This window comes from Janthinobacterium sp. 67 (assembly GCF_002797895.1).
Taxonomy (GTDB): Bacteria; Pseudomonadota; Gammaproteobacteria; order Burkholderiales; family Burkholderiaceae_D; genus Janthinobacterium.
In genome coordinates this window covers 582,486-605,415 of the sequence record NZ_PGES01000001.1, presented here as the reverse complement: position 1 = coordinate 605,415, position 22,930 = coordinate 582,486, and the positions used below count along the sequence as shown (strand labels likewise).

At 60.7% G+C, this 22,930-nt stretch carries 22 protein-coding genes; 13 read left to right on the top strand and 9 right to left on the bottom strand.

Features of this window, described 5'->3' with window-relative positions; translation table 11 throughout:
• Positions 1–55 precede the first annotated feature (55 nt).
• Positions 56–1,663 carry a methyl-accepting chemotaxis protein gene (locus CLU90_RS02750; RefSeq protein WP_100427126.1) on the bottom strand — a complete coding sequence of 536 codons (1,608 nt, stop codon included), beginning with the start codon at positions 1,661–1,663 and terminating at the stop codon, positions 56–58.
• Between the two features lie 22 nt (positions 1,664–1,685).
• Between CLU90_RS02750 and CLU90_RS29060 the strand changes: the two genes are divergently transcribed.
• Complete coding sequence (locus tag CLU90_RS29060; RefSeq protein ID WP_157808715.1) at positions 1,686–1,913, top strand: hypothetical protein; 228 nt, start codon at positions 1,686–1,688, stop codon at positions 1,911–1,913.
• Here the strand turns inward: CLU90_RS29060 and CLU90_RS02745 are convergent.
• Positions 1,902–2,393: a chemotaxis protein CheW gene (locus tag CLU90_RS02745; RefSeq protein ID WP_034752308.1), complete on the bottom strand. Its 492-nt coding sequence runs from the start codon at positions 2,391–2,393 to the stop codon at positions 1,902–1,904. The two genes, CLU90_RS29060 and CLU90_RS02745, sit on opposite strands and share 12 nt — an antisense overlap.
• A gap of 322 nt (positions 2,394–2,715) precedes the next feature.
• Here CLU90_RS02745 and CLU90_RS02740 point away from each other — a divergent pair, with 322 nt between their 5' ends.
• The 4 genes from CLU90_RS02740 (at position 2,716) to CLU90_RS02725 (ending at position 6,550) form a co-directional block, all read left to right on the top strand.
• Positions 2,716–3,366 (top strand): HD domain-containing protein, encoded by a 651-nt coding sequence (locus CLU90_RS02740; protein WP_100427125.1) that lies wholly within the window; start codon positions 2,716–2,718, stop codon positions 3,364–3,366.
• 119 nt (positions 3,367–3,485) lie between these two features.
• Positions 3,486–4,766: a TCR/Tet family MFS transporter gene (locus CLU90_RS02735; RefSeq protein ID WP_100427124.1), complete on the top strand. Its 1,281-nt coding sequence runs from the start codon at positions 3,486–3,488 to the stop codon at positions 4,764–4,766.
• 100 nt (positions 4,767–4,866) lie between these two features.
• On the top strand, positions 4,867–5,688 hold the full coding sequence (locus tag CLU90_RS02730) for a substrate-binding periplasmic protein (RefSeq protein ID WP_100429359.1): 822 nt from the start codon (positions 4,867–4,869) through the stop codon (positions 5,686–5,688).
• 7 nt (positions 5,689–5,695) lie between these two features.
• Positions 5,696–6,550: a DMT family transporter gene (locus CLU90_RS02725; RefSeq protein WP_092715611.1), complete on the top strand. Its 855-nt coding sequence runs from the start codon at positions 5,696–5,698 to the stop codon at positions 6,548–6,550.
• Here CLU90_RS02725 and CLU90_RS02720 read toward each other — a convergent pair.
• Positions 6,547–8,499, bottom strand: coding sequence for a CocE/NonD family hydrolase (locus CLU90_RS02720; protein WP_100427123.1), 1,953 nt, complete (start codon positions 8,497–8,499; stop codon positions 6,547–6,549). The genes CLU90_RS02725 and CLU90_RS02720 overlap by 4 nt on opposite strands.
• 316 nt (positions 8,500–8,815) lie before the next feature.
• Between CLU90_RS02720 and trpS the strand changes: the two genes are divergently transcribed.
• The 7 genes from trpS (at position 8,816) to CLU90_RS02695 (ending at position 16,281) form a co-directional block, all read left to right on the top strand.
• Complete coding sequence (gene trpS, locus CLU90_RS02715; RefSeq protein WP_198511132.1) at positions 8,816–9,892, top strand: tryptophan--tRNA ligase; 1,077 nt, start codon at positions 8,816–8,818, stop codon at positions 9,890–9,892.
• Between the two features lie 161 nt (positions 9,893–10,053).
• Positions 10,054–11,643: a pyridoxal-dependent decarboxylase gene (locus CLU90_RS02710; RefSeq protein ID WP_100427122.1), complete on the top strand. Its 1,590-nt coding sequence runs from the start codon at positions 10,054–10,056 to the stop codon at positions 11,641–11,643.
• A gap of 35 nt (positions 11,644–11,678) precedes the next feature.
• Positions 11,679–12,932 carry a voltage-gated chloride channel family protein gene (locus CLU90_RS02705; protein ID WP_100427121.1) on the top strand — a complete coding sequence of 418 codons (1,254 nt, stop codon included), beginning with the start codon at positions 11,679–11,681 and terminating at the stop codon, positions 12,930–12,932.
• Entirely contained in the window at positions 12,929–13,660 is a 732-nt protein-coding gene (locus CLU90_RS02700) for a class I SAM-dependent methyltransferase (protein WP_100427120.1), read from the top strand. The genes CLU90_RS02705 and CLU90_RS02700 overlap by 4 nt, the downstream gene beginning before the upstream one ends.
• 312 nt (positions 13,661–13,972) lie before the next feature.
• Entirely contained in the window at positions 13,973–14,185 is a 213-nt protein-coding gene (locus CLU90_RS29055; RefSeq protein ID WP_157808714.1) for a hypothetical protein, read from the top strand.
• Positions 14,186–14,196: 11 nt separating this feature from the next.
• Positions 14,197–14,793: a hypothetical protein gene (locus CLU90_RS29050; RefSeq protein WP_157808713.1), complete on the top strand. Its 597-nt coding sequence runs from the start codon at positions 14,197–14,199 to the stop codon at positions 14,791–14,793.
• 30 nt (positions 14,794–14,823) lie between these two features.
• Complete coding sequence (locus tag CLU90_RS02695; protein ID WP_100427119.1) at positions 14,824–16,281, top strand: retron St85 family RNA-directed DNA polymerase; 1,458 nt, start codon at positions 14,824–14,826, stop codon at positions 16,279–16,281.
• Between the two features lie 171 nt (positions 16,282–16,452).
• Here CLU90_RS02695 and CLU90_RS02690 read toward each other — a convergent pair whose 3' ends face one another.
• Positions 16,453–17,010 (bottom strand): helix-turn-helix domain-containing protein, encoded by a 558-nt coding sequence (locus tag CLU90_RS02690; protein WP_198511131.1) that lies wholly within the window; start codon positions 17,008–17,010, stop codon positions 16,453–16,455.
• A gap of 51 nt (positions 17,011–17,061) precedes the next feature.
• Between CLU90_RS02690 and CLU90_RS02685 the strand changes: the two genes are divergently transcribed.
• The gene (locus tag CLU90_RS02685) at positions 17,062–17,973 is read left to right on the top strand and encodes a DMT family transporter (protein WP_100427117.1); all 912 of its coding nucleotides are present in this window, start codon (positions 17,062–17,064) and stop codon (positions 17,971–17,973) included.
• Here CLU90_RS02685 and CLU90_RS02680 read toward each other — a convergent pair.
• From CLU90_RS02680 to CLU90_RS02660, 5 genes are all read right to left on the bottom strand, one after another.
• Positions 17,970–18,917 (bottom strand): cupin-like domain-containing protein, encoded by a 948-nt coding sequence (locus CLU90_RS02680; protein WP_100427116.1) that lies wholly within the window; start codon positions 18,915–18,917, stop codon positions 17,970–17,972. The genes CLU90_RS02685 and CLU90_RS02680 overlap by 4 nt on opposite strands.
• 52 nt (positions 18,918–18,969) lie before the next feature.
• A complete protein-coding gene (locus CLU90_RS02675) occupies positions 18,970–19,962 on the bottom strand; it encodes a chemotaxis protein CheB (RefSeq protein ID WP_100427115.1) in 993 nt (330 codons plus the stop codon).
• 96 nt (positions 19,963–20,058) lie between these two features.
• Positions 20,059–20,802 (bottom strand): DNA-binding protein, encoded by a 744-nt coding sequence (locus CLU90_RS02670; RefSeq protein WP_092715627.1) that lies wholly within the window; start codon positions 20,800–20,802, stop codon positions 20,059–20,061.
• Between the two features lie 142 nt (positions 20,803–20,944).
• Positions 20,945–21,562 (bottom strand): LON peptidase substrate-binding domain-containing protein, encoded by a 618-nt coding sequence (locus CLU90_RS02665; RefSeq protein ID WP_092715629.1) that lies wholly within the window; start codon positions 21,560–21,562, stop codon positions 20,945–20,947.
• A 55-nt stretch (positions 21,563–21,617) separates the two neighbouring features.
• On the bottom strand, positions 21,618–22,856 hold the full coding sequence (locus tag CLU90_RS02660) for a DEAD/DEAH box helicase (RefSeq protein WP_100429358.1): 1,239 nt from the start codon (positions 22,854–22,856) through the stop codon (positions 21,618–21,620).
• Positions 22,857–22,930 lie beyond the last annotated feature (74 nt).

The window sequence follows — 22,930 nt, the reverse complement described above, 5'->3', positions numbered from 1 at the left end:
TGAATATCCTAAAAAAGCGGAACCAGACGATATAAAAAAGAGGCAGAAGCCGATATCAGCGTGAGCCGAGGCGCAAGGCGGTTTGCGGCGCTGCCGGGCGTTTCAGCGTCTGCTGGCCATTCAACTTGAAGACGCTGACCACCTGCGCCAGGTTATGCGCCTGGTGCTGCATCGATTCGGCGGCCGCCGCCGATTCTTCCACCAGGGCCGCATTTTGCTGCGTGACGGCGTCCATCTGGCCGATGGCGCGGTTGATCTCGTCGATGCCCACGCTTTGCTCGCTGCTGGCGGCCGTGATTTCCGTGATGATGTCGCTCACGCGCTGCACGCTGTCGACGATGTCGTTCATGGTCGAACCGGCTTGCGCCACCAGCATGCTGCCCGCATTGACTTGCTCGACGGACGCGCCGATCAGGGTCTTGATCTCTTTCGCGGCCGACGCCGACCGCTGCGCCAGGTTGCGCACTTCGGAGGCCACGACGGCAAAGCCGCGCCCCTGCTCGCCGGCGCGCGCCGCTTCCACGGCCGCGTTCAGCGCCAGGATATTCGTCTGGAAGGCGATGCCGTCAATGACGGAAATAATGTCGACGATCTTGTTCGACGACGCATTGATCGATTCCATCGTGCCCACCACCTGCGCCACGACTTCGCCGCCCTTGACGGCCACTTGCGCCGCCGAGGCCGCCAATTGATTCGCCTGGCGCGCATTGTCCGCATTCTGCTTCACGGTGGAAGTCAGCTCTTCCATCGACGACGCCGTTTCTTCGAGCGAACCGGCCTGCTCTTCCGTGCGGGAAGACAGGTCCTGGTTGCCGGCGGCGATCTGCGTCGAAGACGTGGCGATGCTATCGGTGCCGCTGCGCACTTCACCGACGATGTTGAGCAGGCTCGTGTTCATGTCCTTCAGCGCTTGCAGCAATTGCCCGGTTTCATCCTTGGCGCTGGCGTCGATCTGCGCCGTCAAGTCGCCATCGGCCACCTTGCGGGCAATCTCCACGGCCGTGCGCAGGGGGCGCACGATGCCGGTCGTCAAGACCCAGGCGCAGACGACGCCGAAAGCCAGCGCCAGCGCAGCGAGCACCAGCATCAGGTTGCGGCTGGTATTGGCGACGGCGTCGATCTCGCGTGCCGTCGTGTCGATGCTGGCGCGCTGGTGTTCCAGCAAGTCCAGCACCATCTTCTGGTACTTGGCGGCGGCCGGCACGAAGGTCTTTTCAAACACCTCGTTGGCGGCGTCGACCTGCGCTTCACCCTTCAGCTTGTAGACCTGGTCGCGCGAACCGATGTAGACCTTGCGCTGTTCCAGCAAGCCCGCGAACATGGCTTTTTCTTCCGGCTTGTCGATCAGCGCCTCGATTTTCTTTTGCAGTTCGGCCGAGCTGGACGACGAGACTTTCGATTCTTCGGCGAAATAGCCGCTGAGCGAGGTATCGCTGCTGCGGGCAATGGCGATGGTGCGGCGCACGGCGCTGTCGATGCGGCCGTACCAGTCGGAAATATAGCGTTCCTTGGCCAGCGGCTGCTCCATCATGACGCGCGTGGAACTGGCCACGTCGTGCAGGCGCCAGACGCTGATGCCCGTAATGAGCATGGAAAACAGCAAGATCACGGCAAAACCGAGTCCGAGGCGGACACCGATGCTGACGTTGCGTAATACATTCATGTGACTATCCTAAAAAGCCCTGATGCAGCGCGCCGAACGGCTGGTGGCATCCCTTGGAACGCTCAGTGGCTGCGCTATCAAGACGGGCATGAAAAGTGAAACCAAAGTGAAACTGGCGCACGGTTCGGCTGAACCGTGCGCCAGGAAAGGCGCTAGCGTGCGCCTTGCAGAAAAACCAAGCAATGTCGAGAGTCAATTGTTTTCGACAAATCCAGTCAACATGAGCGGCGGGGGAAAATCAAGCGGCTAGTTTTTCGATCAAGCCCATGTCGGCGCTGGACATCAGCTGGTCGATATCGACCAGGATCAGCATGCGCTCGTCGATGGTGCCCAGGCCGATCACGTATTCCGTGTTGATCGAACGGCCCATGTCCGGCGCCGGCTTGATCTGTTCGGGCATCAGGGTGGTGACGTCGGAAACGCGGTCGACGACCATGCCGACGACGCGGTTGCCGATGTTGAGGATGATGACGACGGTGAACTGGTCATAGCTGGGCGTGCCCAGGTTGAACTTGATGCGCATGTCAACGATCGGCACGATGATGCCGCGCAGGTTGACCACGCCCTTGACGAACTCGGGGGCGTTGGCGATGCGGGTCGGCGTTTCATAACTGCGGATTTCGCTGACTTTCTGGATGTCGATGCCATATTCTTCCTGGCCCAGGGTAAAGGCCAGGTATTCGGCAGCCTTGGCAACGGTTGCGCCAGTGTCGCTGGAATTGGTGTTCATGATGATCCTTTCGTTAACTCGCCTGGGGCGCATGCAAAGGCACGCTGCACGCAAGCCTTGGATGTGAAAGCCATGAGGGAATCGCTTTCACTTGTATGTTTTTGCAAATACTTTCTCGCAATTAGCTTATGCTTCCAATTTCCGTGCGGCAATGTTACCCCATGTAAATTTTACATGCACTAAAAAAGAGCGACCGACTGGTTGACACTTTTCAAAAATACAACTTATGTGGCAAATACGGCACGCCGCAATGCGGACTCCACGCCGCGCGCAGCGGCGTTTTATGCCACACTGGCGGCCCCTGCTTTTTACGACTCGAACCATGCACTCTTTGCTTCCCCAATGGCAACCACGCCTGCTGGCGCTGGCCACGGCCGGCCTGGGCGATGACAGCGCCCACGACATCAATCACCTGCACCGCGTCTGGCGCAACGCCAGTGTCCTGCTGCAGGAACATGCGCAGGCCGACGCCCTGACCGTGATGGCCGCCTGCTACCTGCACGACCTGGTCAACTTGCCGAAAAATCATCCCGAGCGCCATCTGGCCTCGCGCCAGGCGGCGGCGCTGGCTTGCCGCCAGCTGGCGGAACTGGATTTCCCGGCGGAAAAATTGGCCGGCGTGGTCCACGCCATCGAGACGCACAGTTTTTCCGCCGACTTGCCGCCGCACACGATCGAAGCGCAAATCGTGCAGGATGCGGACCGCATCGACGCACTGGGCGCCGTGGGACTGGCGCGCCTGTTCTATACGGCCGCGCGCATGGACAGCGCGCTCGCGCATGGCAGCGATCCGCTGGCCGTGCATCGCCCGCTCGACGACAAGGCCTATGCGCTCGACCATATCGTCACCAAGCTCGACAAGCTGCCCGGCAAGATGCAGACGGCGGCCGGCCGCGCGCTGGCCGAACAGCGGCTGGCCGTGCTGACAAATTTCCGCGCCGCCTTTGCGGGCGAATGGGGAATGAGCGCATAACTTGGGTGGCGATAGCCAGCAGCGTGCATGCTGTCTATAATGCAAGCCTCAGCTATCGCGCCGCGCGCCAGCAGAAAACTGCAAGGCGCCGGCGCAACACCAACGCGCCGAAAGCATGCATGTCCGATAAAACCAGCCCCGACAGCCATTCCCCGTCAGCCGCCGCGCCAGCGCGCGCCGGCAATCTCAATTTCATCCTCGTCTGCGTCTTCATCGACATGCTGGGCATCGGCCTGGTCGTGCCCGTGCTGCCCATCCTGATCGGCGACTTTGTCAGCGGCAAGGATGCGCAAGCGTTCTGGTACGGCATCATGGCGGCCGTCTTCGGCTTGCTGCAATTCATCTTCATGCCCATGCTGGGCGCCATCAGCGACCGCGTGGGACGCCGCCCCGTGCTGCTGTACTCGATGGCCGGCATGGGCGTCAACTTTCTCGCCACGGGCTGGGCGCCGAACCTGGCCTGCCTGTTCATCGGCCGCATCATCGGCGGCGTCTCGTCGGCCAGCATGTCGGTCGCGTCCGCCTACGCCTCCGACATTTCCACGCACGACAACCGCGCCAAGAGCTTCGGCAAGATCGGCGCCGCCTTCGGCCTGGGCTTCATTTGCGGCCCCATGCTGGGCGGCCTGCTGGGCGAAGTCAATCTGCACCTGCCGTTCTACGTGGCGGCGGGCCTGTCGGCGGCCAACTTCATCTATGGCTATTTCTTCGTGCCCGAATCGCTGCAGCCGGGTGCGCGCCCGCCCTTCACCCTCGCGCGCATCAATCCGTTTGCCGCCCTGCTCAAACTGGTGCGCCGCGTGGAAATTCGCGGCCTCGTGCTGGCCTTCGGCCTGATGACGTTCGCGCAAATGATGCTCAACACCACGTGGGTGCTGTACACGCACTTCCGCTTCGACTGGACGCCGCGCCAGAACGGCATCGCCCTGTTCTGCGTGGGCCTGTGCGCGGCCGTCGTGCAGGCGGGTTTGCTGGGCATACTCATCAAGCGCTTTGGCGAAGTGCGCTTGTCCCTGCTGGGCATGGCGTCGGGCGCCCTCACCTACCTGCTGTACGGCATGGCGACACAGGGCTGGATGATGTATGCGCTGATCCTGTGCAACCTGCTGGCCTTTGCCGCCGGCCCGGCCCTGCAAGGCATCATCTCGAAGTCATCGAACGCCAGCGAACAGGGCGAACTGATGGGTTCCCTGCAATCGATCAGCAGCCTGGGCATCATCATCATGCCTTTGCTGGGCAGCCTGATCCTTGGCGAAGTGAGCCATTTGCCGCCGCAGGACTGGCGCATCGGCAGCACGTTCTACCTGTGCGCCATCATGCAAACCCTGGGTATCGTGGTGGCCTGGCGCTACTTCAAGGCGCAACGCCAGGCAAGACTGATGGTTTCCACCACAAAGTAGGCGCCGGCATAATATTGCATTTGAGAAATAAATAGGCGAGAATGGGATAATCAGCGGGGCGTTACCGATGCCCGGCATTCGATGGCAAGCAAGGATGGGTATGACTGACTTTTATTCCAGCGCCTGGCGCCGAACCATGGCCGTGCTGGCGCTGGCGCTGCCGTCGCTGGCCGGCGCGCAATGCTCGCGCGACATCCAGGTGCCCGTCTCCGCCATCGGCGCCAGCGTGGTGATCAATGGTGCCAGCATCGGCGGCATCTATCCCGACTTGCTGCGCAGCATGGGTGCCAAGCTCGGCTGCAACTTCGTCTTCACGGCCGTGCCCCGTGCGCGCCTGGAAGCGATGTTCGAGGCGGGCAAGGCCGATATGCTGATCCCGGCCAGCAGCACGCCGCGCCGCGACCAGCATGGCCTGTTCATCCCCCTGATGGGCAATCGTCCCCTGCTGATCTCGCTGCAAGGCGCGCGCGCGCCCATCAACACCATGCAGGAACTGATCGAGCGGCGCGAATTGCGCGTGGCCCTCGTGCGCGGCTACGACTATGGCGTGCCCTACCAGGCGCTGGCGAAGGAGCTGAGCAGCCAGGGACGCCTGTTCTACGAAGTCGATGCGCTCTCCGTGGCGCGCCTGATGCAAAGCGGCTTCATCGACGCCACCATCATGAGTCCCACCATCCTGGCCGGCGCGGCGCAAAACGATGCGCGCGTGTATGGCCTGGCCGACCGATTGCGCCTGGAAGCCTTGCCGGAATTGCCGTGGGGCATGAGCGGCGCCTACCTGTCGCGCAAGTCGCTGACGGCGGAAGACCAGGCCATCCTGCGCGAACTGCTGGAAAAAGCGGGCCGCTCGGGCACCCTGATGGAGGGTTTCCAGCGTCATCACCGCCAGGAACTGTTGTCCCAGAGCATACGCCCCCGCTAAGGCCCGCATGTCCGGTTTCGTCGTCGCCGTCGTCCTGTTTGCCGCGCTGCTGCACGCGAGCTGGAATGCCATCGTCAAGTCGGGCAAGGATACCTTTCTCAGCACGGTGCTCGTCTCCGTCGGCGCGGCCCTGATCTCGCTGGCCGTGCTGCCCTTCGTCGATGCTCCCGCGCCCGCCAGCTGGCCCTGGCTGGCCGCCTCGGCCGTGGCGCAGCTGGCGTATTATTCCCTGCTGGCTGCCGCCTACAAGGCCGGCGACATGAGCCATGCCTATCCCCTGATGCGCGGCAGCGCGCCTCTGATCGTGGCGCTGGCCAGTTGGCCGCTGATCGGCGAACGCCTGTCCGCCATGCAGACGGGCGCTGTCGCCTGCATCTGCGCGGGCATCCTTGGCCTGTATCTCGCCGCGCGCCGGCCCGCCACGGGCACCGCGAACAACACGGGGCGCGCCACGGCCTTTGCGCTGGGCAACGCCTGCGTCATCGCCAGCTATACCCTGATCGACGGCATCGGCGTGCGCCTGTCCGGCGCGCCGGCCGCCTACACGATGTGGATTTTTGTCTTGAACGGAAGCGGGCTGCTGCTGTGGACGGCGTTGCGCCGCCCCGCCGACTTGCTTGCCTATGCGCAAACGCAATGGCGTTTGGCCGCCTTTGGCGGTTTCGGCACGCTCGCTTCGTACGGCCTGGCCCTGTGGGCCATGACGCAGGCGCCCGTGGCCGCCATCGCGGCCCTGCGCGAAACGTCGATTTTGTTCGCCATCGCCATCGCGGCATTGTTCCTGCGCGAAAAAATCAGCCCCCGCCGCTACCTGGCCATCGCCCTGGTCGCGGTGGGAGCTGTGCTCATGCGCGCCGGCTAGCGGGCGTCGAGCGGCGCAATCGGCAACTCGATGGCGCTGGCGGCACCTGCCGCGTGGTACACGCGCTGCGTCGCCTTTTTATAATCGCCAGGCTGGGCCAGGAAGATGTTCGGCACAAAGGTTTGCGGGTTGCGGTCGTACAGCGGGAACCAGCTCGACTGCACTTGCACGGCGATGCGGTGGCCGGGCAGGAAGACGTGATTCGCGTTCGGCAAAGCGAAGCGGTAGCGCTCCACCTTGCCGGCTGGAATGGCCGTCGGGTGCTCGAAGCTGTCGCGGTAGCGGCCACGGAAGATATCCATCGCCACGCCCAATTGATAGCCGCCCATGGCCGGCTGCGACGGCACTTCGTCCGGATACACGTCGATCAGTTTCACGACCCAGTCGGCATCCGTGCCGCTGGTGGCGGCGAACAGGTTGACCATCGGCGCGCCGGCGATGCGCACGGCCGTTTTCAACGGTTCGGAAACATAGCTGAGTACGTCCGTGCGGTCGGCATAGCCGCGCTGGTCGCTGACCAGCCATGGCTTCCACTGGTCGCCATCGCCAAGACGCACGGGACGGGGCACGAAAGGCACGGGTTTCGCCGGATCGGCCACGTATTCATCGAAGGCGCCTTCGGCCGCATCCGCAGCGCCCGCTGGCGCCGCAAAGCCCAGCCGGGAGCCGTCCTGCAGGTAGATCGGCGTCAGCCTGGTGTCGCACGTCTCGCAAGCCAGCGGCCACTGCTGCAGGCGCTGCCACTGGTTCGTGCCGCTCTGGTAGGACACGACGGGCGCCGTGTTCGCTTCCGGCGCATCATCCTTCAGGTATTGATTGAGGAATGGCTGCATGACTTTTTCACGGAACTGGCGCGCCGTATCGCCGTCAAACTTCAGTGCGCCCAGGCTTGAGCCTTCATAATTGACGCCGCTGTGGCGCCACGGGCCGATGGCCAGGTAATTGAGGTTGTTGTGCTTGTCGCGCCCTTCCATCGCCGTATAGCTGGCGTAGGGACCGTAGATGTCTTCCTGGTCCCACTGGCCCACCACGTGCATGGTGGGTACGATCAGCGGGCGTTTCGCCAGGATTTTATCCAGCGCCTGTTCCTGCCAGTAGCTGTCGTAGGCCGGGTGCTCGAACAGTTTTTTCGTGTACGTCAGCTTGTCGATGCCGAATTTCTTCGCAAAATCGCCCGCCGAGCCGATGCGCAAATATGCCTCGTAATCGTCGTAGACGCCCAGCACGGGCGATTCGGCGCTGCCGCGCACGCTCGTCTGCCACGCCAGGTAAGACAGACTCGGCATGCGGAAGGCGCCGTTGTGGAACCAGTCGTCGCCGCGCCAGCCATCGACCATGGCGCTCATGGGAATGGCCACCTTCAGCGCCGGATGCGGGTCGACCAGGGCCATCAGCACCGTATGCCCTTCGTACGAGGAGCCGAGCATGCCCACCTTGCCGTTGCTTTCCGGAATATTCTTCGACAGCCAGTCGATGGTGTCCCACGCATCGGTGACGTTATCGACCTTGGTATTGTTGAGCGGGCCGCGCACGGGGCGCGTCATCACGTAATCGCCTTCGGAGCCATGCTTGCCGCGCACGTCCTGGAACACGCGGATGTAGCCGTTTTCCACCAGGGTGTCGTCGCCTTGCGGCAAGGTGGCCAGCATGCTGGCGCTGGTGGCGCGCTGGGCGCGGCGGGCCGCGTTGTACGGCGTGCGCGTGAGCATGATGGGCGCCCGTTTGGCGTCTTTCGGCACGACGATGACCGTGTACAGCTTGACGCCGTCGCGCATGGGGATCATCACCACGCGCTTGACGTAATCATTGACGTCGGGCATCACCAGCCTGGCGCCGATGTCGGGCGTCATGGGCGGCGTTTTCGGCGTTTGCGCCATCGCGGGCGCAGCAAAGAGGGAGCTTATAACCAGGGCCAGGCCGGTGAGCCGGACGGGGGACGACACGCGCATACTGTTCTCCAATGATTCATGCCACGCAAAAGTGGCCGAACGGCAATAGTACCCGGAAAGCAAGTTCCGCAATAGGCAAGCTTCTGACGCAGCGCAGCAGATAAATCCGGGCGCAACTTGACAGAACGCGCACGAACTGCAACCATAACGCCATGAAATTTATCCCGTCACAACACGCCTGCTTGAATTGGTGGTCCCGCTCACTTCCGCGCGGCCACTCTATAGTGATGTGAATTTGATCCACGCCGCCTCGATCGGTGGCGTAACAGGCTCAGCCTGGATCATCCCCGATGCAGGCGGCTCAAAAGGAAACTTGATGAGCTTGCCTAACACCCCAGATACCCAAGACCAGAATGACGCACCGGCAGCACCGCTGTCGCCCGCCGCCATCGCTTCGCAATCCGTGATCCTGACGGGCGACCGCCCTACCGGCCCCTTGCACCTGGGCCACTACGTGGGCAGCCTGCGCGACCGCGTCAGCTACCAGAACAGCTACAAGCAATTCATCATGCTGGCCGACGCGCAGGCGCTGACGGACAATATGGACGACATCGACAAGGTGCACCGCAACGTCGTCGAAGTGGCGCTCGACTACCTGGCCGTCGGCATTGACCCAAGCAAGACTACCGTGTTCATCCAGTCGCAAATCCCGGAACTGGCCGAGCTGACGTTTTACTACCTGAACATCGTCACCGTGGCGCGCCTCGAGCGCAACCCCACCGTCAAGGAAGAAATCCGTTTGCGCGGCTTCGAGCGCGACATTCCGGCCGGCTTTTTGACCTACCCGGCCAGCCAGGCGGCCGACATCACGGCCTTCAAGGCGGGCGTGGTGCCCGTGGGCGAAGACCAGATCCCGATGATCGAGCAAACGAATGAAATCGTGCGCCGCTTCAACCGCATGTACAACCGCGAAGTGCTGATGGAATGCAAGGCGCTGGTGCCCGATATCGGCCGCCTACCCGGCATCGACGGCAAGGCGAAGATGAGCAAGTCGCTGGGCAACACCATCAACCTGGGCGCGACCCCGGCCGAAATCACGGCCGCCGTGAAAAAAGTCTATACCGACCCGCTGCACCTGCGCGTGGAAGACCCTGGCCACCTGGAAGGCAATATCGCGTTTACCTACCTGGACGCGTTCGACCCGGAAAAAGCGGCGCTGGCCGACATGAAAGCCCATTACGTGCGTGGCGGCCTGGGCGACAGCATCGTCAAGAAGCGCCTGGACGTGGTCTTGCAGGAAATGCTGGCGCCGATCCGCGCCCGCCGCGAAGAGTTCGCCAAGGACAAGGGGCAAGTCATCCAGATGCTGAAAGAAGGCACGTTCAAGGCACGCGAAGTGGCGGCCCGCACGGCCGATGAAGTCAAGTCGGCGCTGGGTCTCAACTACTTCTGATCACAGACAGTCAGCAAACTGATGCGCTCAGGCGGAGTCGGGTAGAATCCCGTCTCCGCCGGGCCATTTTTTTGCCTAACCCAACAACAAAGTCCGGGGTCGGACCCTCAGGGTCCGACCCCAGTACTTTTATTAGGGTCACCATAATTGAAACATAGCCAATGACCGACTCCGCTATCGAACAGCTGCTGCAGCAGCATTTTTCCATCGATGCGCTGCAACAGGCACCCGCGCCCCTGCGGCAGGCGCTGCGCATGCTGGGCGGCTGGCTGGCCGCCGAACGCGACACGGCCTATCCGCACACGCCGTATGCGGAACTGCTGACGCAACTGTCCGACACCAGCCTGCCCGCACACGGCATGGCCGTGGCAGATTTCCTGCAAGAACTCGACACCACCGTGCTGGCCAATACGGCCCAGCTGAACCACCCGCAATACATCGGCCACATGACGCAGGCCTTGCCGTGGATCAGCGTGCTGGCCGAAGCGTTTACGGCCACCCTGAACCAGAACCAGGTCAAGATCGAGACGGCGTACGTGTCGACCCTGATCGAAAAACAGATCCTCGGCTGGCTGCACCGTCAGGTCTACCAGCAGGCAGATAGCGTCTACACGCAGGCCATGGCCGTCACCAGCGGCGCGCTGGGCAATGTCGTCAATGGCGGCACCATGGGCAACTTGACGGCGCTGGCCGTGGCGCTGGAAAGCCAATTGCCGGGCACGCGCAAGCGGGGCCTGTTCACCGCCATGCAGGAGTCGGGCTACGCGGGGCTGGCCGTGATCGGCTCGGCGCGCAGCCATTATTCCGTCAAGAAAGCACTGGCGACGTTGGGACTTGGCGAAAACGCGCTGCACCTGGTGGCCGTCGACCGCGACAACCGCATCGACGTGGCCGCGCTGGAAGACACGATCGCCGATTTGAAACTGCGCAGTATCAAGGTCGTCGCCATGATCGGCATCGCCGGCACGACGGAGACGGGCGCCATCGACCCGCTGGCCGCCATGGCCGCCATCGCCGCGCGCGAATCCATCTGGTTCCACGTCGATGCGGCCTGGGGCGGCGCGCTCTTGATCGCGGAACAGTACCGGCCCCTGTACGACGGCATCGCCCTGGCCGACTCCGTCGTCATCGACGGACACAAGCTGCTATGGGTGCCGATGGCGCAAAGCATGGTGCTGTTCAAGGACAGTGCCAGCCTGAACCTGTTGAAACACAACGCCAACTACATCCTGCGCGACAACTCGGGCGACCTGGGCCAGACCTCGCTGGAGGGCTCGCGCCGCTTCGACGCCTTGAAACTGTGGACCTCGTTCAAGGTGCTCGGTGTGTCCGGCTACACGACCTTGCTGCAGCAGGCGGCCACCCTGTCCGGCCAGTTGCAAGACTTGCTGGCAGACCAGCGGGATTTCGAACTGGTCACGCGCTCCGATACCTTCATTCTCACCTACCGCTACGTGCCCGCGCACTTGCGCCAGCGCATGGAGGCCTTGCTGGCCGGCGACCAGGTGGACGCTGCCACCGAACTGAACAAGCAGCTGAACACCTTGAACGCCAAGCTGCAAAACCGGCAAAAGGCGCAAGGCCACAGCTTCGTCTCGCGCACGGTACTGGAATCGACGCGCTACCCTGGCCCGACCAACGTGCTGCGCGTGGTCATGACCAACGTCAAGACGCGCCCCCACCACCTGCGCGCGATTCTGGATGAGCAGCGCGCCATCGGCCAGACGCTGGTGGCGGAACTGGGCCTGTAGGAAACTCCCACCCATCAGCCTTGACTGGATGCACGATGCAGCGTCTTAGCGCCCTCACCGATCTACTAAAGCATCTGTTGAAATGGCTGCTGCTGGCCTTTGTCGTGGCCGTGCTGGCCGGCACGGCCTCGGCACTCTTCCTGTTTGCCCTCGACTGGGCGACGCGCACGCGGATGGCGCACGCCTGGCTGATCTGGCTGCTGCCCGTGGCCGGCTTTGCCGTCGGCTGGCTGTATCTGCGCTACGGCGGCGGCGTCGAAGGCGGTGCGAACTTGCTGATCGATGAAATTCACGACCCGAAAAAAATCATCCCGCTGCGCATGGCGCCGCTGGTGCTGGGCGGCACCGTCATCTCGCATCTGTTCGGCGCCTCGGTTGGACGCGAAGGCACGGCCGTGCAGATGGGCGGTGCGCTGGCCGACCAACTCACGCGCCTGTTCCGCCTGAACAACGAAGACCGCCGCATCATCCTGATGGCCGGCATCAGCGCCGGCTTTGCCTCCGTCTTCGGCACGCCGCTGGCGGGCGCCATCTTCGGCCTGGAAGTGCTGGCCATCGGCCGCCTGCGCTACGAAGCCATGCTGCCCTGCCTGCTGGCCGCCGTCATCGCCGACCAGGTGGGCTTGCTGTGGGCGCCATTATTGAACATTCACCATACGCATTACGCCGTGCCGTTGATCCCCGCCCTCTCCGCCTGGACCTTGTGCGCCATGGTGATCGCCGGCGTGCTGTTCGGCGTGACGGGCAAAGTGTTTGCGCAAGCCACGCACGGCTTGAGCGGCCTGATGAAGCGCTGGATCGGCTACGCCCCGCTGCGCCCGCTCGTGGGCGGCCTCGTCGTTGCCATTGCCGTGTGGCTGATCGGCACGGACAAGTATATCGGCCTGGGCATCCCCACCATCGCCGACGCGCTGAAGGAAACGCTGCCCGCCTGGGATTTCCTCGGCAAGATGGCGTTTACCATCGTCTCGCTGGGCACGGGTTTCAAAGGCGGCGAAGTGACGCCCTTGTTCTTCATCGGCGCGACCCTGGGCAATGCGCTGGGGCCGCTACTGCACCAGCCCGTTACCCTGCTGGCCGCCATCGGCTTCGTTGCCGTCTTTGCGGGCGCCGCCAACACGCCGATCGCCTCTACCCTGATGGCGATGGAACTGTTCGGCACCGAGATCGGCGTGTACGCGGCCCTCGCCTGCGTCGTGGCCTATCTGTTTTCCGGCCACGCGGGCATTTACCGGGCGCAACGGGGCGGCCATGCCAAGCGCATGCCCCGCAAGGACATCGACGCATGACACAGAATATCTACGATAACGACAGCTTCTTCACCGCCTACAGCCAGCTGCCGCGCTCCATCGGCGGTCTCGACAGCGCCCCAGAATGGCCAGCCCTGCGCGCCCTGCTGCCCGAGTTGCAAGGAAAAAGCGTGCTGGACCTGGGCTGCGGCTATGGCTGGTTCTGCCGCTGGGCTGCCGAGGCTGGCGCGGCGCGCGTGCTGGGCGTGGACGTGTCGAAAAAGATGCTGGCGCAGGCAAGCGCCATGGGAGAACACCCGACGGTCAGCTATGCGCGGCTTGATCTGGAACAACTGGCCTTGCCGCCAGCCAGCTACGACCTCGTCTACAGTTCGCTGGCGTTCCACTACATCGAAGGTTTCGACACCCTGCTGGCCGCCATCCGCCACGGCTTGAAGCCTGGCGGCAAGCTGGTGTTTTCCATCGAGCACCCGATCTTCATGGCGCCGCGCCAGCCCGGCTGGCTGACGGATGCGCAGGGCCGCAAGACCTGGCCCGTTGACAGCTACCAGCAGCAAGGCCCGCGCATGTCGGACTGGCTGGCGCCAGGCGTGATCAAGCAGCACCGCACCCTCGGCACAACCTTGAATGCTTTGCTACGCGCCGGTTTCCAGCTGGACCACGTGGAAGAATGGGGACCGACCGATGCACAGGTGGTGCAGCAGCCGGCCCTGGCCGAAGAGCGCGAGCGGCCGATGCTGTTGCTGGTGGGGTGCGGTCGGCCCTAGCTCTCAATCCCACGAAATCGATCACTAAGTAAGTTTTTTAACAGATGTATTTTTCGGAAATACATCGATACATGTGGTTGAATTTCAAGTTAAAGATAAAATAGCACTACACGTAAAGTAGCATTAGCCGCGTCGTCTAGGATTGGCAAATGTACGTGCCTAGAGCTTTGGTCTCCGTACCTCATTCTACGTAGTCTCAAGCACCATCATAGATGGGTAACACTACGATCTTCGGCAAAATTTATTTCAGCCGCACACCTTAAGTTAGGTTATGATTTCAAACATACTATAGCTGAAAATTCGAGGAAACCTATGTTAAATTCTGTAATCGAGTGGTTGATCAGCCACACACTTGAGGCAATTCTATCAGGAACAATTATTGCATTTATAGGAATTGGCGTCATTGTAAAAATTCGCAAAAACTCCGTCCAACTTAAAAAAAATATCCTGAATAATCAAAGTGCTGCTAGAGACATTAAAAATGCGACAGTTAAAGGCAATGGCAATAACATTAATATTAGATAAAGTGCATAGCAATGTCTCAACAAATGGCCGCCGGAGGATCAATTGTAAATGTCACTATAGATGGCAACAATAATCATGTAATTCTAGCCCCAGACGCTGAGGCATTCGCAGCTGAATTAGAAAGATTAACAGCTGATCGGAAATACAAAATTTTATTTTGCATTCCATCAACAATTAAACATAGGCACGCTTGGGAAGACTTTTCTGACTCACTATCCAATGAACTTTGTGCAAAAGGCTTCGAAATAATTCGAGCAGGAAATGCCGTAGAACGAGAACAGCACGAATTAATTTATACCGCAGAACAGCGGCATTTGGGCGATAAGAGTTGTCATGCACTTTTAATATTGGCCTGCGATCACACAACCCTAAGTCAATTAACACATTTAACAAGTACTGCTCTAACTCGAAAAACATTCCGAAAAGATATAGTAGTAGTTTCTGACAGCTCATTAGTTTCCGGCGAACCCTATTTTGAAGATGGCGCGATCAAAGCAGCATCCACGTTAGGGAGAGTTATAAATACTGAAATCGGCATCGTACCAACAAAAAAAGAAATTGATGAAATCGTTCAACATTTTTTATTTTTGCGAAACATTCTCCGATAGTAAAAACACCATGAATTATTCTGATTCCCCATGAGTTTACCTAGAATTAACGAATCTCTACTACTGTGGGCAGTTGGCGTTATCCAACCAACGTCCCCCTTAGAAATAGTCCAATTTATCGAGTATGTCACGCGCGGCACAGTGCCACCAGGGACATTAGAAGGCATAGAACAACAATGCCAGCACTATACTAAACGTGGATTATTAAGGTCAGTCAGTACGCGACATAATTGGTTTAGTTTAACCTATGCAGGGGACGTTAGCATTCCAAAAGAAATGCGCCGCCGCCGGGATAGGATGAGATTGTTCTTGCTAAAAAAATGCTGGCAATCTAGAATTCACCATGTAGGGGTACCGCGTTCGCAGAAGTTGATCGATGTTTCGTCGATCAGTCAGCACAGTGGTAAAGATATACAAGAGGTTCCGCGGCCAACGAAAAGTTCTAACCGCGGCGAGCGCGGCCGCGAACGTTTTCGCTGGCCACGGATCTTTGAGCAGATTCCTATCGGATCTGGTTCTGCTATTGGTACCCCTACACCCCCCCCTCCAAACACTTTGACATTTTTTACATTTTCTGCACAGCATCGTAGTGAGGCAGCGGGAAATCCTTACCCAATAAATGCAAAGGAACTGGCACTAGGAATCGGAGTTAGTGCGAGGCTACTTACGTCTATTGCAAAGACTCCTGAAAAACATTACCGAAAATTTCAGATTCCCAAAGCAGATGGCAGCCATAGAAATATTGCATCCCCTAGATTGTTTTTAAAGATCTTGCAATACTGGATAAAAGACTACATTTTATTTCGACTACCCATACATCAATCTTGCTACTCCTTTCTTCCCGGCGTATCAATTATCGACAATGCCACGCCGCACATTGGAAAGAATTTTGTTGCTACTATTGATATAGAAAATTTCTTTGGCTCCATAACTCAACAAGGAGTTCAATCTTTAATTGTTCGGGCTGGATACACAGCCGCACTCGCGAGAATAATTTCAAAACTTGCCACTTTGGATAACACACTTCCCCAAGGGGCGCCGACAAGTCCTATAATTTCAAATTCTTATCTATTCAGATTTGATCAAAGCATTTCCGCTTGGTGCGCGCGACTGGGCTGCACCTATACTCGATATGCCGATGACATGACGATTAGCGGCACAGATCGAGTGACTGTTAACAATTGCCTCGAACGTGCAACGAATTTATTAAATCGATATGGATTAAAATTAAAATCAAGTAAAACTCGGATTCAAAGTCGAGGTGGCCGACAAGCGGTCACTGGCCTCGTAGTAAACGAAATCGTCCAACCCCCAAGAGAGCAAAGGCGATTAATCCGCTCTATGATAGACAGATACAGGCGTGATTTATTAGATCCGGCAGACCTAACAAAATTACGCGGCTGGGTAAGCTATTTTCAGTCATTTCACCATCTGAAAAATAAATACAATTACGATGAAATTTCAGATTTAGAAAAAGATAAAATTTGACACTTATTGGCTATACATAATAGCGAGCAATGCCAAAAAACAGGTAATTCTGGTTAATTCATGTTGCCAATACACTATCTGAAATTAGAACCTTCCGATATCTTTAACAATATTAATAGCACTAAGTTTCACACCCAAACCGCTACTTGCAAATTTTTAAATAAATCTTCATTACATGACTACATTGCGCGTAAAGCGCAAAGTGGATGCACCCGCATTCACGTAGGCATACGCTTGCGCGCTGCTGAACACAAAAAATTCGCCCGTGGCCAACTGCCTGGTTTCCGCCGCCAGCACGAGCTGCAGCGTCCCTTCCAGCACGTAGAGCATTTCGCTGAAGCCGGCCGGATCAGCTTGCGCATCGTAGCGCTCGCCTGGCGCCAGGGTCCACGACCACAGTTCCACCTGCCGGCTGGCGGGCGCCGCGCCCAGCAGCACGGCCTGGCTGGCCTGCGTCGCACTTTGCCACATCAGCACGCGCAGGCTGTCGTGCGCTTGCTGCGGCGGCTGCACGAGGTCGACAAAGGCCACGTTCAAGGCGGCCGCCACATGGTCGAGGTTGGCCAGGCTGATGTTGGTGCTGCCCGCTTCGACGCCATTGACCATGCGCCGGCTCAGGCCAGACCTGCGTGCCAGTTCTTCCTGACTGAAGCCGGCGGCAAGGCGCAAGCGCCGCAGATTGGTGGCCAGGTGTGCCAGTACGCCACCGGCCTCGGCTTGACTGCGCAATATATTGCTCCTATGATGATGGGAAATATTTTGCTCATAGCATAGCCTCCCATGAAAACACATGCAAGTCCCCCGCCCGCCTTCGGCCTGCCCGAACTGGCCCTGATCGCCATCACCTTCATCTGGGGCGGCACGTTTCTCGTCGTGCAACATGCCGTGACGGTCAGCGGCCCGCTGGCCTTCGTGGCTGCCCGATTTGCCGTGGCCGCCGGCATCGGCGCCCTGATTTGCCGGGGCCAGCTGCGCCATCTGAGCAAGGCCGAATTGCTGACGGGCATGGCCATTGGCGTGAGCATCTTTGGCGGCTACGCGCTGCAAACCTATGGCTTGATGCATATTTCCAGCAGCAAGTCCGCCTTCATCACGGCCTTCTATGTGCCCATCGTGCCGCTGGTGCAATGGCTGGTCTTCAAGCAGCGGCCCCATCCCGCCGTGTGGGCAGCCGTCGTGCTGGCGTTCGCCGGCTTGCTGCTGCTCACGGGCACGGACGGCCTAAACATGGTGTTTGGCAAAGGCGAGCTGATCACGGCCGTGGGCGCCATCGCGATTGCCCTGGAAATCATCCTCATCAGCCGCGTCTCGCCGCAGCTGCACATCCTGCGCGTGACCATCGTGCAACTGGCCACGGCATCATTGATCGCCGTACTGCTGATGCCCGTCATGGGCGAAGCGCCGCCAGCCCTGAGCCAGACCTTCATCCTCAGCGTGCTGGCCCTGGGCTGCGCCAGCGCGCTGATCCAGTATGTGATGAACTGGGCGCAAAAGCGCATCTCCGCCACGAAGGCGACCTTGATCTATGCGGGCGAGCCTGTGTGGGCGGGCGTGATCGGGCGCATCGCCGGAGAACGGCTGCCGGCCCTGGCCATTGTGGGCGCGATACTGATCATTTGTGCGGGCATCCTCAGCGAATGGCGGCCCGGGCGCCTGCGCGCCGACGGCAAGGCCATCGTGCCATCGGATTAAGCCTCGGTAAGCCCCAGCGCCATCTCCCCATGCAGTGCCAGCGGCACGGCCCTGGCCCAGCGGTTCGAGGAAAGGGAAAACGTCAGCGCGCGCACCTGGTGGTACCAGCCGGCAGGCACGTACAGCATGTCGCCCGGCTCGACGATGCATTCGATCATGGCGGCCTGGCGTGCCAGGGGAAAACGCTCAAAATCGGGCGCTTCCGGGTCGAACGGCGAGCCGAACAGGATGGCGTTCGCTTCGCTCGGATAAAGAAAAGCGTCGTGGTGCGGCGGCGACAAAAAGATGCGCTTGCGGCCCCACACCTGGGCGAAGATATTGTCATCATAATCGCAATGCAAGGGCGTGACCGTGCCGGCCGGCCCCACCCAGAAACGTGGCGGGCCCATCTTGTCGAAATACGTGGGCCAGTGGCACAAACGGTTCAGTTCGCGCAATTCCAGGTTGCCCAGGTAAGGCGGCAGCGCGTATTTGCCCTCCGCCACCAGGTCCAGGTATTGCCCCATCGACATATCCTGCATGGCGCGGTCGGCCGCAAAGGCCGTGTTGACGTAGTCGCCCACCCGCGCCCGCACGGGCACGTGGCTGAACTGTTCACGCAAGACGCCAGGCTCCAGCTTGGATAAGGGCCAGCGCCGCACCAGCCCGCGCATCAGGAAGGGCAGGCCCAGTGCGGCACGGGCGCGGAAAGCGGCCGCGTCCAGCATGGCCAGGCGCGGCACCTCGGTGATGGTGGGCAAGTCACGCGCCGCCTGCTTGATGGCCTCGCGCATGGCGTCGATAGAGGTAACGCCGCGCACCTGCGCATCCTTGGCTTCGCGCGCCTGCTTGCGGGCCAGGGCCGCTTCGGGCGAACTGAATTCTGCTGGCGGCCGGGGCGGCAGCGCGCGCGGCAATATGGGGGCTGCCGCAAGCGGAAGCGGCTCTTTTTTCTCTGCAGACATAAACTTTCTTTGCGATCAGGCGTCGCGCGGCATGGCGCGACCGTGCGCTATTTTAAGCCAGCAAGGCCCGTTTCAGCACATCGGCCTGCTCGCCCGCCTGGCGCGCCTTGGCCGCATACTCGCTGGCCGTGCCCGGATGCAGCCAGGCCTGGGCCTTGGCTGCCAGGCTCAGGTACAGCTTTTCTTTCTCCTGCAGCGCCCTGACGGCGGCCCAGATGGCGTCTTCCGCCTTTTCATGCTGCAATTCGCCGAGCATCCGCGCCGTGAAACTGTGGCCCGTGTGACAGCGAAAACGCTGCGGCTCCCGGCCATGCAGCTCCCACAAGGTGCCCTGGCATTCGGGACAGGTGAACGTCGATGGCGTGGCAATTTTTTCCAGTTGCTCCATATCCCCCACTCCCCGGGCAAAACGGTTTTCCACGGCGACCCACAGGGGCGGGGGCGGCAAGGACTGCGTCCCGCTGGCCGCTGCCGGCGTGCCGCTGGCCAGCGCCAGCAGGGCCGGGCCGATCTCGGCGGACGGCAGGCGCCAGTCCACCTCGGCATGATCGATCGCGCTTTGCGGCATCGACGGCGCCACCGCGTCCTGCGGTTCCTGCACCAGCGCCCTGCCGCCGCAAGCCTTGATGGCTTGCAAGCCTGCCGTGCCATCGTCGAGGTAGCCGCTGAGGATCACGCCCACCACCTTCGGTCCGAAAGCGGCGGCTGCGCTGCGAAACAGGGGGTCGATGGCGGGACGCGTGTGGTTTTCCTTCGGTCCCCGGGTCAGCTCGACCATCGCCTGCCCGGCAAGATTGGCAACGAGCATGTGCCGGTCCGGCGGCGCCAGCAGGATGCGCCCCGCGCGCACGGGTTCGCGCTCTTCGGCAAAGCGCACGGGCAAGGCGGAGGTTTTGCTGAGGATCTCGGGCAGCACGCTGTTGCGCGCCCCCACGTGCATGACGGCCAGTATCGCCGCGGGAAAATTCGCCGGCAAGGCGGCAAAGATGGTCGACAGTGCGCTCACGCCGCCCACGGAAGCTCCCATGACGATCAGCGTTTCCATGCCTGTCCCTTTCGCGCCCGGATCACTGAACTATTTTGCCGCGCCTGATAATACGATTCCGTGCGCCGGCTAACAGAGCCCCCTAACGTAACGACTTCAAACAGGCGTCTTGAATATTGGATCGACGATGAACTGCTGCGCCTTGATGCGCAAGGTGCGCTCCTCGTCCAGCTCGGCGCGCGTTTCGCCCAGCTCTTCGCGTTCCGCTTCCAGTTCCAGGCGCACGGCGGCCAGTTCCGTTTCCACGCGCGTCAGGCTTTCCAGCTTCAGCTGGGCCTGGATCAGTTCGGCGCGCGCCGCTTCGGCAGCCTCTTCCAGACGGGGGATGCCTTCGAGCTTGAATTGCGCCTTGGCCAGGTCCATGCGTGCCTGCTCGGCCGCCTCTTCCAGGCGCGGCAAGCCTTCCAGGCGCAGCTGCGCCTTGGCCAGGTCCGTGCGGGCCTGGTTCGCCACTTGCCGCTCGCGCTCGAGTTCCTCGCGCAAGGTTTCCAGCTCGCCCGCCTGCAGGTCAAGCACTTCCTGCTGGCGCTCGTTCTCGCTGGCCAGGTCCATCAATTCCTGTTGATTGTCATTCATCTCGGCTTCATGCGCGCTGTGGCTGGCGCTTAATTCCTGTCCTACATAATCGAGGATGGCTTGCTGCAACACGGGCGACAGTTCGGCGGCCGCCGCGATCTGGCGCTGCGCACCGGCCTTGCGGCGCTGCAAGAGCTTGCTGATGGTACCCAGGCAGGCGCCGTTGCCCAGCCGTTCGCGCAAGGCGCGCACCGTGATGACCTGGCCTTCGCCCGCCATCGCTTCCATTGCCGCATTGATCTGTTCCGCGCTTACTTTTGCCATGTCGTGTGCTCTTGAATGTTGCCCAGGGCAATCTTGCCCAGGGGCATTATCTTATGCCAGCGGCGGCAAAGCGTAAAGTATTTCTCAATAGAAATTGCAATTGCACAACGGAACAATGAGAAAACATGCGGCCCTGGATGTTTTACTCTTCGAGCAGACCATTTTCCGTGAGCATATCCTGCACCAGTTCCAATCGCAGCACGGGATTGTCCTGGCTCAGCAGCAATTGCTTTTGCATGGCGCTCAAGGACAGCAGCTCGCACCAGCGGTTCGCCACCCAGCCGCACTCGTCGAGGCGAAACGGTGGCTGCAAGGGCATTTGCTCGGGCGGGATCTTTTGCTCCTGCAAGGTGCGGATCAGGGCGCCGAGCGCGTCGGCCACGTTCTGCTGCTCTTGCGGGATGGGAATGGCTTTGTCGGGCGGCAAGGTTTCGATCTGCGCCATCCACAGGCCGTGCTTCATCTGTTCGCTGGAAACGATGTGAAAGCGCTGCATGCCCATGCATTTGATTTGCAGCAAACCCGACAGGGGCGCGGCCCAGTCAACGACGCGCGCCAGGGTGCCCACGGGCGCCAGGGTTTCCAGCTGGCCCGGCTTGCGCACTTCCGTGCCGTCCAGCAGTTGCACCACGCCGAACGGCTGCTCGCCCATGATGCACTTGCGTATCATGTCCAGATAGCGTACCTCGAAGATCTGCAGGGGCAGATAGCCATCGGGATACAGCACCGTATTGAGCGGGAACAAAGGTATCGAGGTCATAAGCGCATGATGGCACGAATGGCATATCCGTGCAGCGCGCCTCGCGCCCCCTCGATTATTTGTAGAAGCGCCTTTTCTTGGCCCGCTCCGCCGCCTTTGGCGCCAGCACTTTCACGGCTTTTTTCTGGATCGTGCCGCCGGCGGACGTACCCGGCACGCGGTGCTCGGCCTCGTAACCGGGTTCTTCGCCGCGTTTCAGGGTTTGCCGCGTCAGCGCTTCGACGGCCGACAGCAATTCCACTTCGTCGGCGCAGACGAGCGAAATCGCTTCGCCCGAGGCCCCCGCGCGGCCCGTGCGGCCGATGCGGTGAATATAGTCTTCCGCCACGGTGGGCAAGTCGAAATTGACGACGATCGGCAATTGATCGATATCGAGGCCACGGGCGGCCACGTCGGTGGCCACCAGCACCTGCACCTCGGCCGCCTTGAAACGGGCCAGCGCGCGCAAGCGGTTCGGCTGCGTCTTGTCGCCGTGAATCGAATCGGCGCGCACGCCCTGCTCCAGCAAGGTCGCCACCAGTTGCTCGACGCCCTTGCGCGTCTTGACGAAGACCAGTACCTGGCCCCAGCGCTTTTTCTTCAGCAAGTGCAAAAACAGTTCCGGCTTGCGTTTCTTGTCGCACACGATGACCGATTGCTTGACGGCCTTGACCGTGCTGTTGCGCGCGCTGACCTCGACCGAGACGGGATCCTTCAGCATGGTTTTCGCCATGGCGCGGATGGCGTCCGAGAAGGTGGCCGAGAACAGCAGGGTCTGGCGCTGCTTGGGCATGGTCATCAGCAATAAATCGAGCTCGCGCTCGAAACCCAGATCCAGCATGCGGTCGGCCTCGTCCAGCACCAGGGTTTGCACCTGCTCGAACTTGACGGCGCCCTGCGTCTGCAAGTCCAGCAAACGGCCGGGCGTGGCCACCAGCACGTCGAGGCCCTTGCGCAATTTGCTGATCTGCGGCTCGATGGGCACGCCGCCATACGCGACAAAGCTGCGCAGCGGCAAATTGCCGCCATAGCTGCGGAAGCTGACATAGACTTGCTCGGCCAGTTCGCGCGTGGGCACGAGCACCAGCACGCGCACGCACTGGGGCGCCACCACGCCTTCCAATGTCAGGCGCTGCAGCAGTGGCACGGCGAAACCGGCCGTCTTGCCCGTACCCGTCTGGGCGGCGGCCATCAGGTCGCGCCCGGCCAGCACGGCAGGAATCGCTTGCGCCTGCACGGGCGTGGGCTTGGCATAGCCGAGCTCGTCAAGTTTGCGGACCAGGGGATCGATCAGGCCGAGGGAGGAAAACGTCATGGGGAAAGCAATCTTGGCAAAGTAAAAGGTGGCGCGCACGGACGGGCCGTGCGCGCGATTGCCGAGATTATAGG

Excerpts from the sequence above, each read along its gene's own strand:
- CLU90_RS02745 (WP_034752308.1), bottom strand. The coding sequence starts at position 2,393 with ATGAACACCAATTCCAGCGACACTGGCGCAACCGTTGCCAAGGCTGCC.
- CLU90_RS02675 (WP_100427115.1), bottom strand. The coding sequence starts at position 19,962 with ATGGAAACGCTGATCGTCATGGGAGCTTCCGTGGGCGGCGTGAGCGCA.
- CLU90_RS02720 (WP_100427123.1), bottom strand. The coding sequence starts at position 8,499 with ATGCGCGTGTCGTCCCCCGTCCGGCTCACCGGCCTGGCCCTGGTTATA.
- CLU90_RS02665 (WP_092715629.1), bottom strand. The coding sequence starts at position 21,562 with ATGACCTCGATACCTTTGTTCCCGCTCAATACGGTGCTGTATCCCGAT.
- CLU90_RS02735 (WP_100427124.1), top strand. The coding sequence starts at position 3,486 with ATGTCCGATAAAACCAGCCCCGACAGCCATTCCCCGTCAGCCGCCGCG.
- CLU90_RS02725 (WP_092715611.1), top strand. The coding sequence starts at position 5,696 with ATGTCCGGTTTCGTCGTCGCCGTCGTCCTGTTTGCCGCGCTGCTGCAC.
- CLU90_RS02680 (WP_100427116.1), bottom strand. The coding sequence starts at position 18,917 with ATGTCTGCAGAGAAAAAAGAGCCGCTTCCGCTTGCGGCAGCCCCCATA.
- CLU90_RS02750 (WP_100427126.1), bottom strand. The coding sequence starts at position 1,663 with ATGAATGTATTACGCAACGTCAGCATCGGTGTCCGCCTCGGACTCGGT.
- CLU90_RS02670 (WP_092715627.1), bottom strand. The coding sequence starts at position 20,802 with ATGGCAAAAGTAAGCGCGGAACAGATCAATGCGGCAATGGAAGCGATG.
- CLU90_RS02695 (WP_100427119.1), top strand. The coding sequence starts at position 14,824 with ATGAGTTTACCTAGAATTAACGAATCTCTACTACTGTGGGCAGTTGGC.
- CLU90_RS02740 (WP_100427125.1), top strand. The coding sequence starts at position 2,716 with ATGCACTCTTTGCTTCCCCAATGGCAACCACGCCTGCTGGCGCTGGCC.
- CLU90_RS02685 (WP_100427117.1), top strand. The coding sequence starts at position 17,062 with ATGAAAACACATGCAAGTCCCCCGCCCGCCTTCGGCCTGCCCGAACTG.
- CLU90_RS02700 (WP_100427120.1), top strand. The coding sequence starts at position 12,929 with ATGACACAGAATATCTACGATAACGACAGCTTCTTCACCGCCTACAGC.
- CLU90_RS02705 (WP_100427121.1), top strand. The coding sequence starts at position 11,679 with ATGCAGCGTCTTAGCGCCCTCACCGATCTACTAAAGCATCTGTTGAAA.
- trpS (WP_198511132.1), top strand. The coding sequence starts at position 8,816 with ATGAGCTTGCCTAACACCCCAGATACCCAAGACCAGAATGACGCACCG.
- CLU90_RS02710 (WP_100427122.1), top strand. The coding sequence starts at position 10,054 with ATGACCGACTCCGCTATCGAACAGCTGCTGCAGCAGCATTTTTCCATC.
- CLU90_RS29050 (WP_157808713.1), top strand. The coding sequence starts at position 14,197 with ATGTCTCAACAAATGGCCGCCGGAGGATCAATTGTAAATGTCACTATA.
- CLU90_RS29055 (WP_157808714.1), top strand. The coding sequence starts at position 13,973 with ATGTTAAATTCTGTAATCGAGTGGTTGATCAGCCACACACTTGAGGCA.
- CLU90_RS02730 (WP_100429359.1), top strand. The coding sequence starts at position 4,867 with ATGACTGACTTTTATTCCAGCGCCTGGCGCCGAACCATGGCCGTGCTG.
- CLU90_RS29060 (WP_157808715.1), top strand. The coding sequence starts at position 1,686 with ATGCAGCGCGCCGAACGGCTGGTGGCATCCCTTGGAACGCTCAGTGGC.
- CLU90_RS02660 (WP_100429358.1), bottom strand. The coding sequence starts at position 22,856 with ATGACGTTTTCCTCCCTCGGCCTGATCGATCCCCTGGTCCGCAAACTT.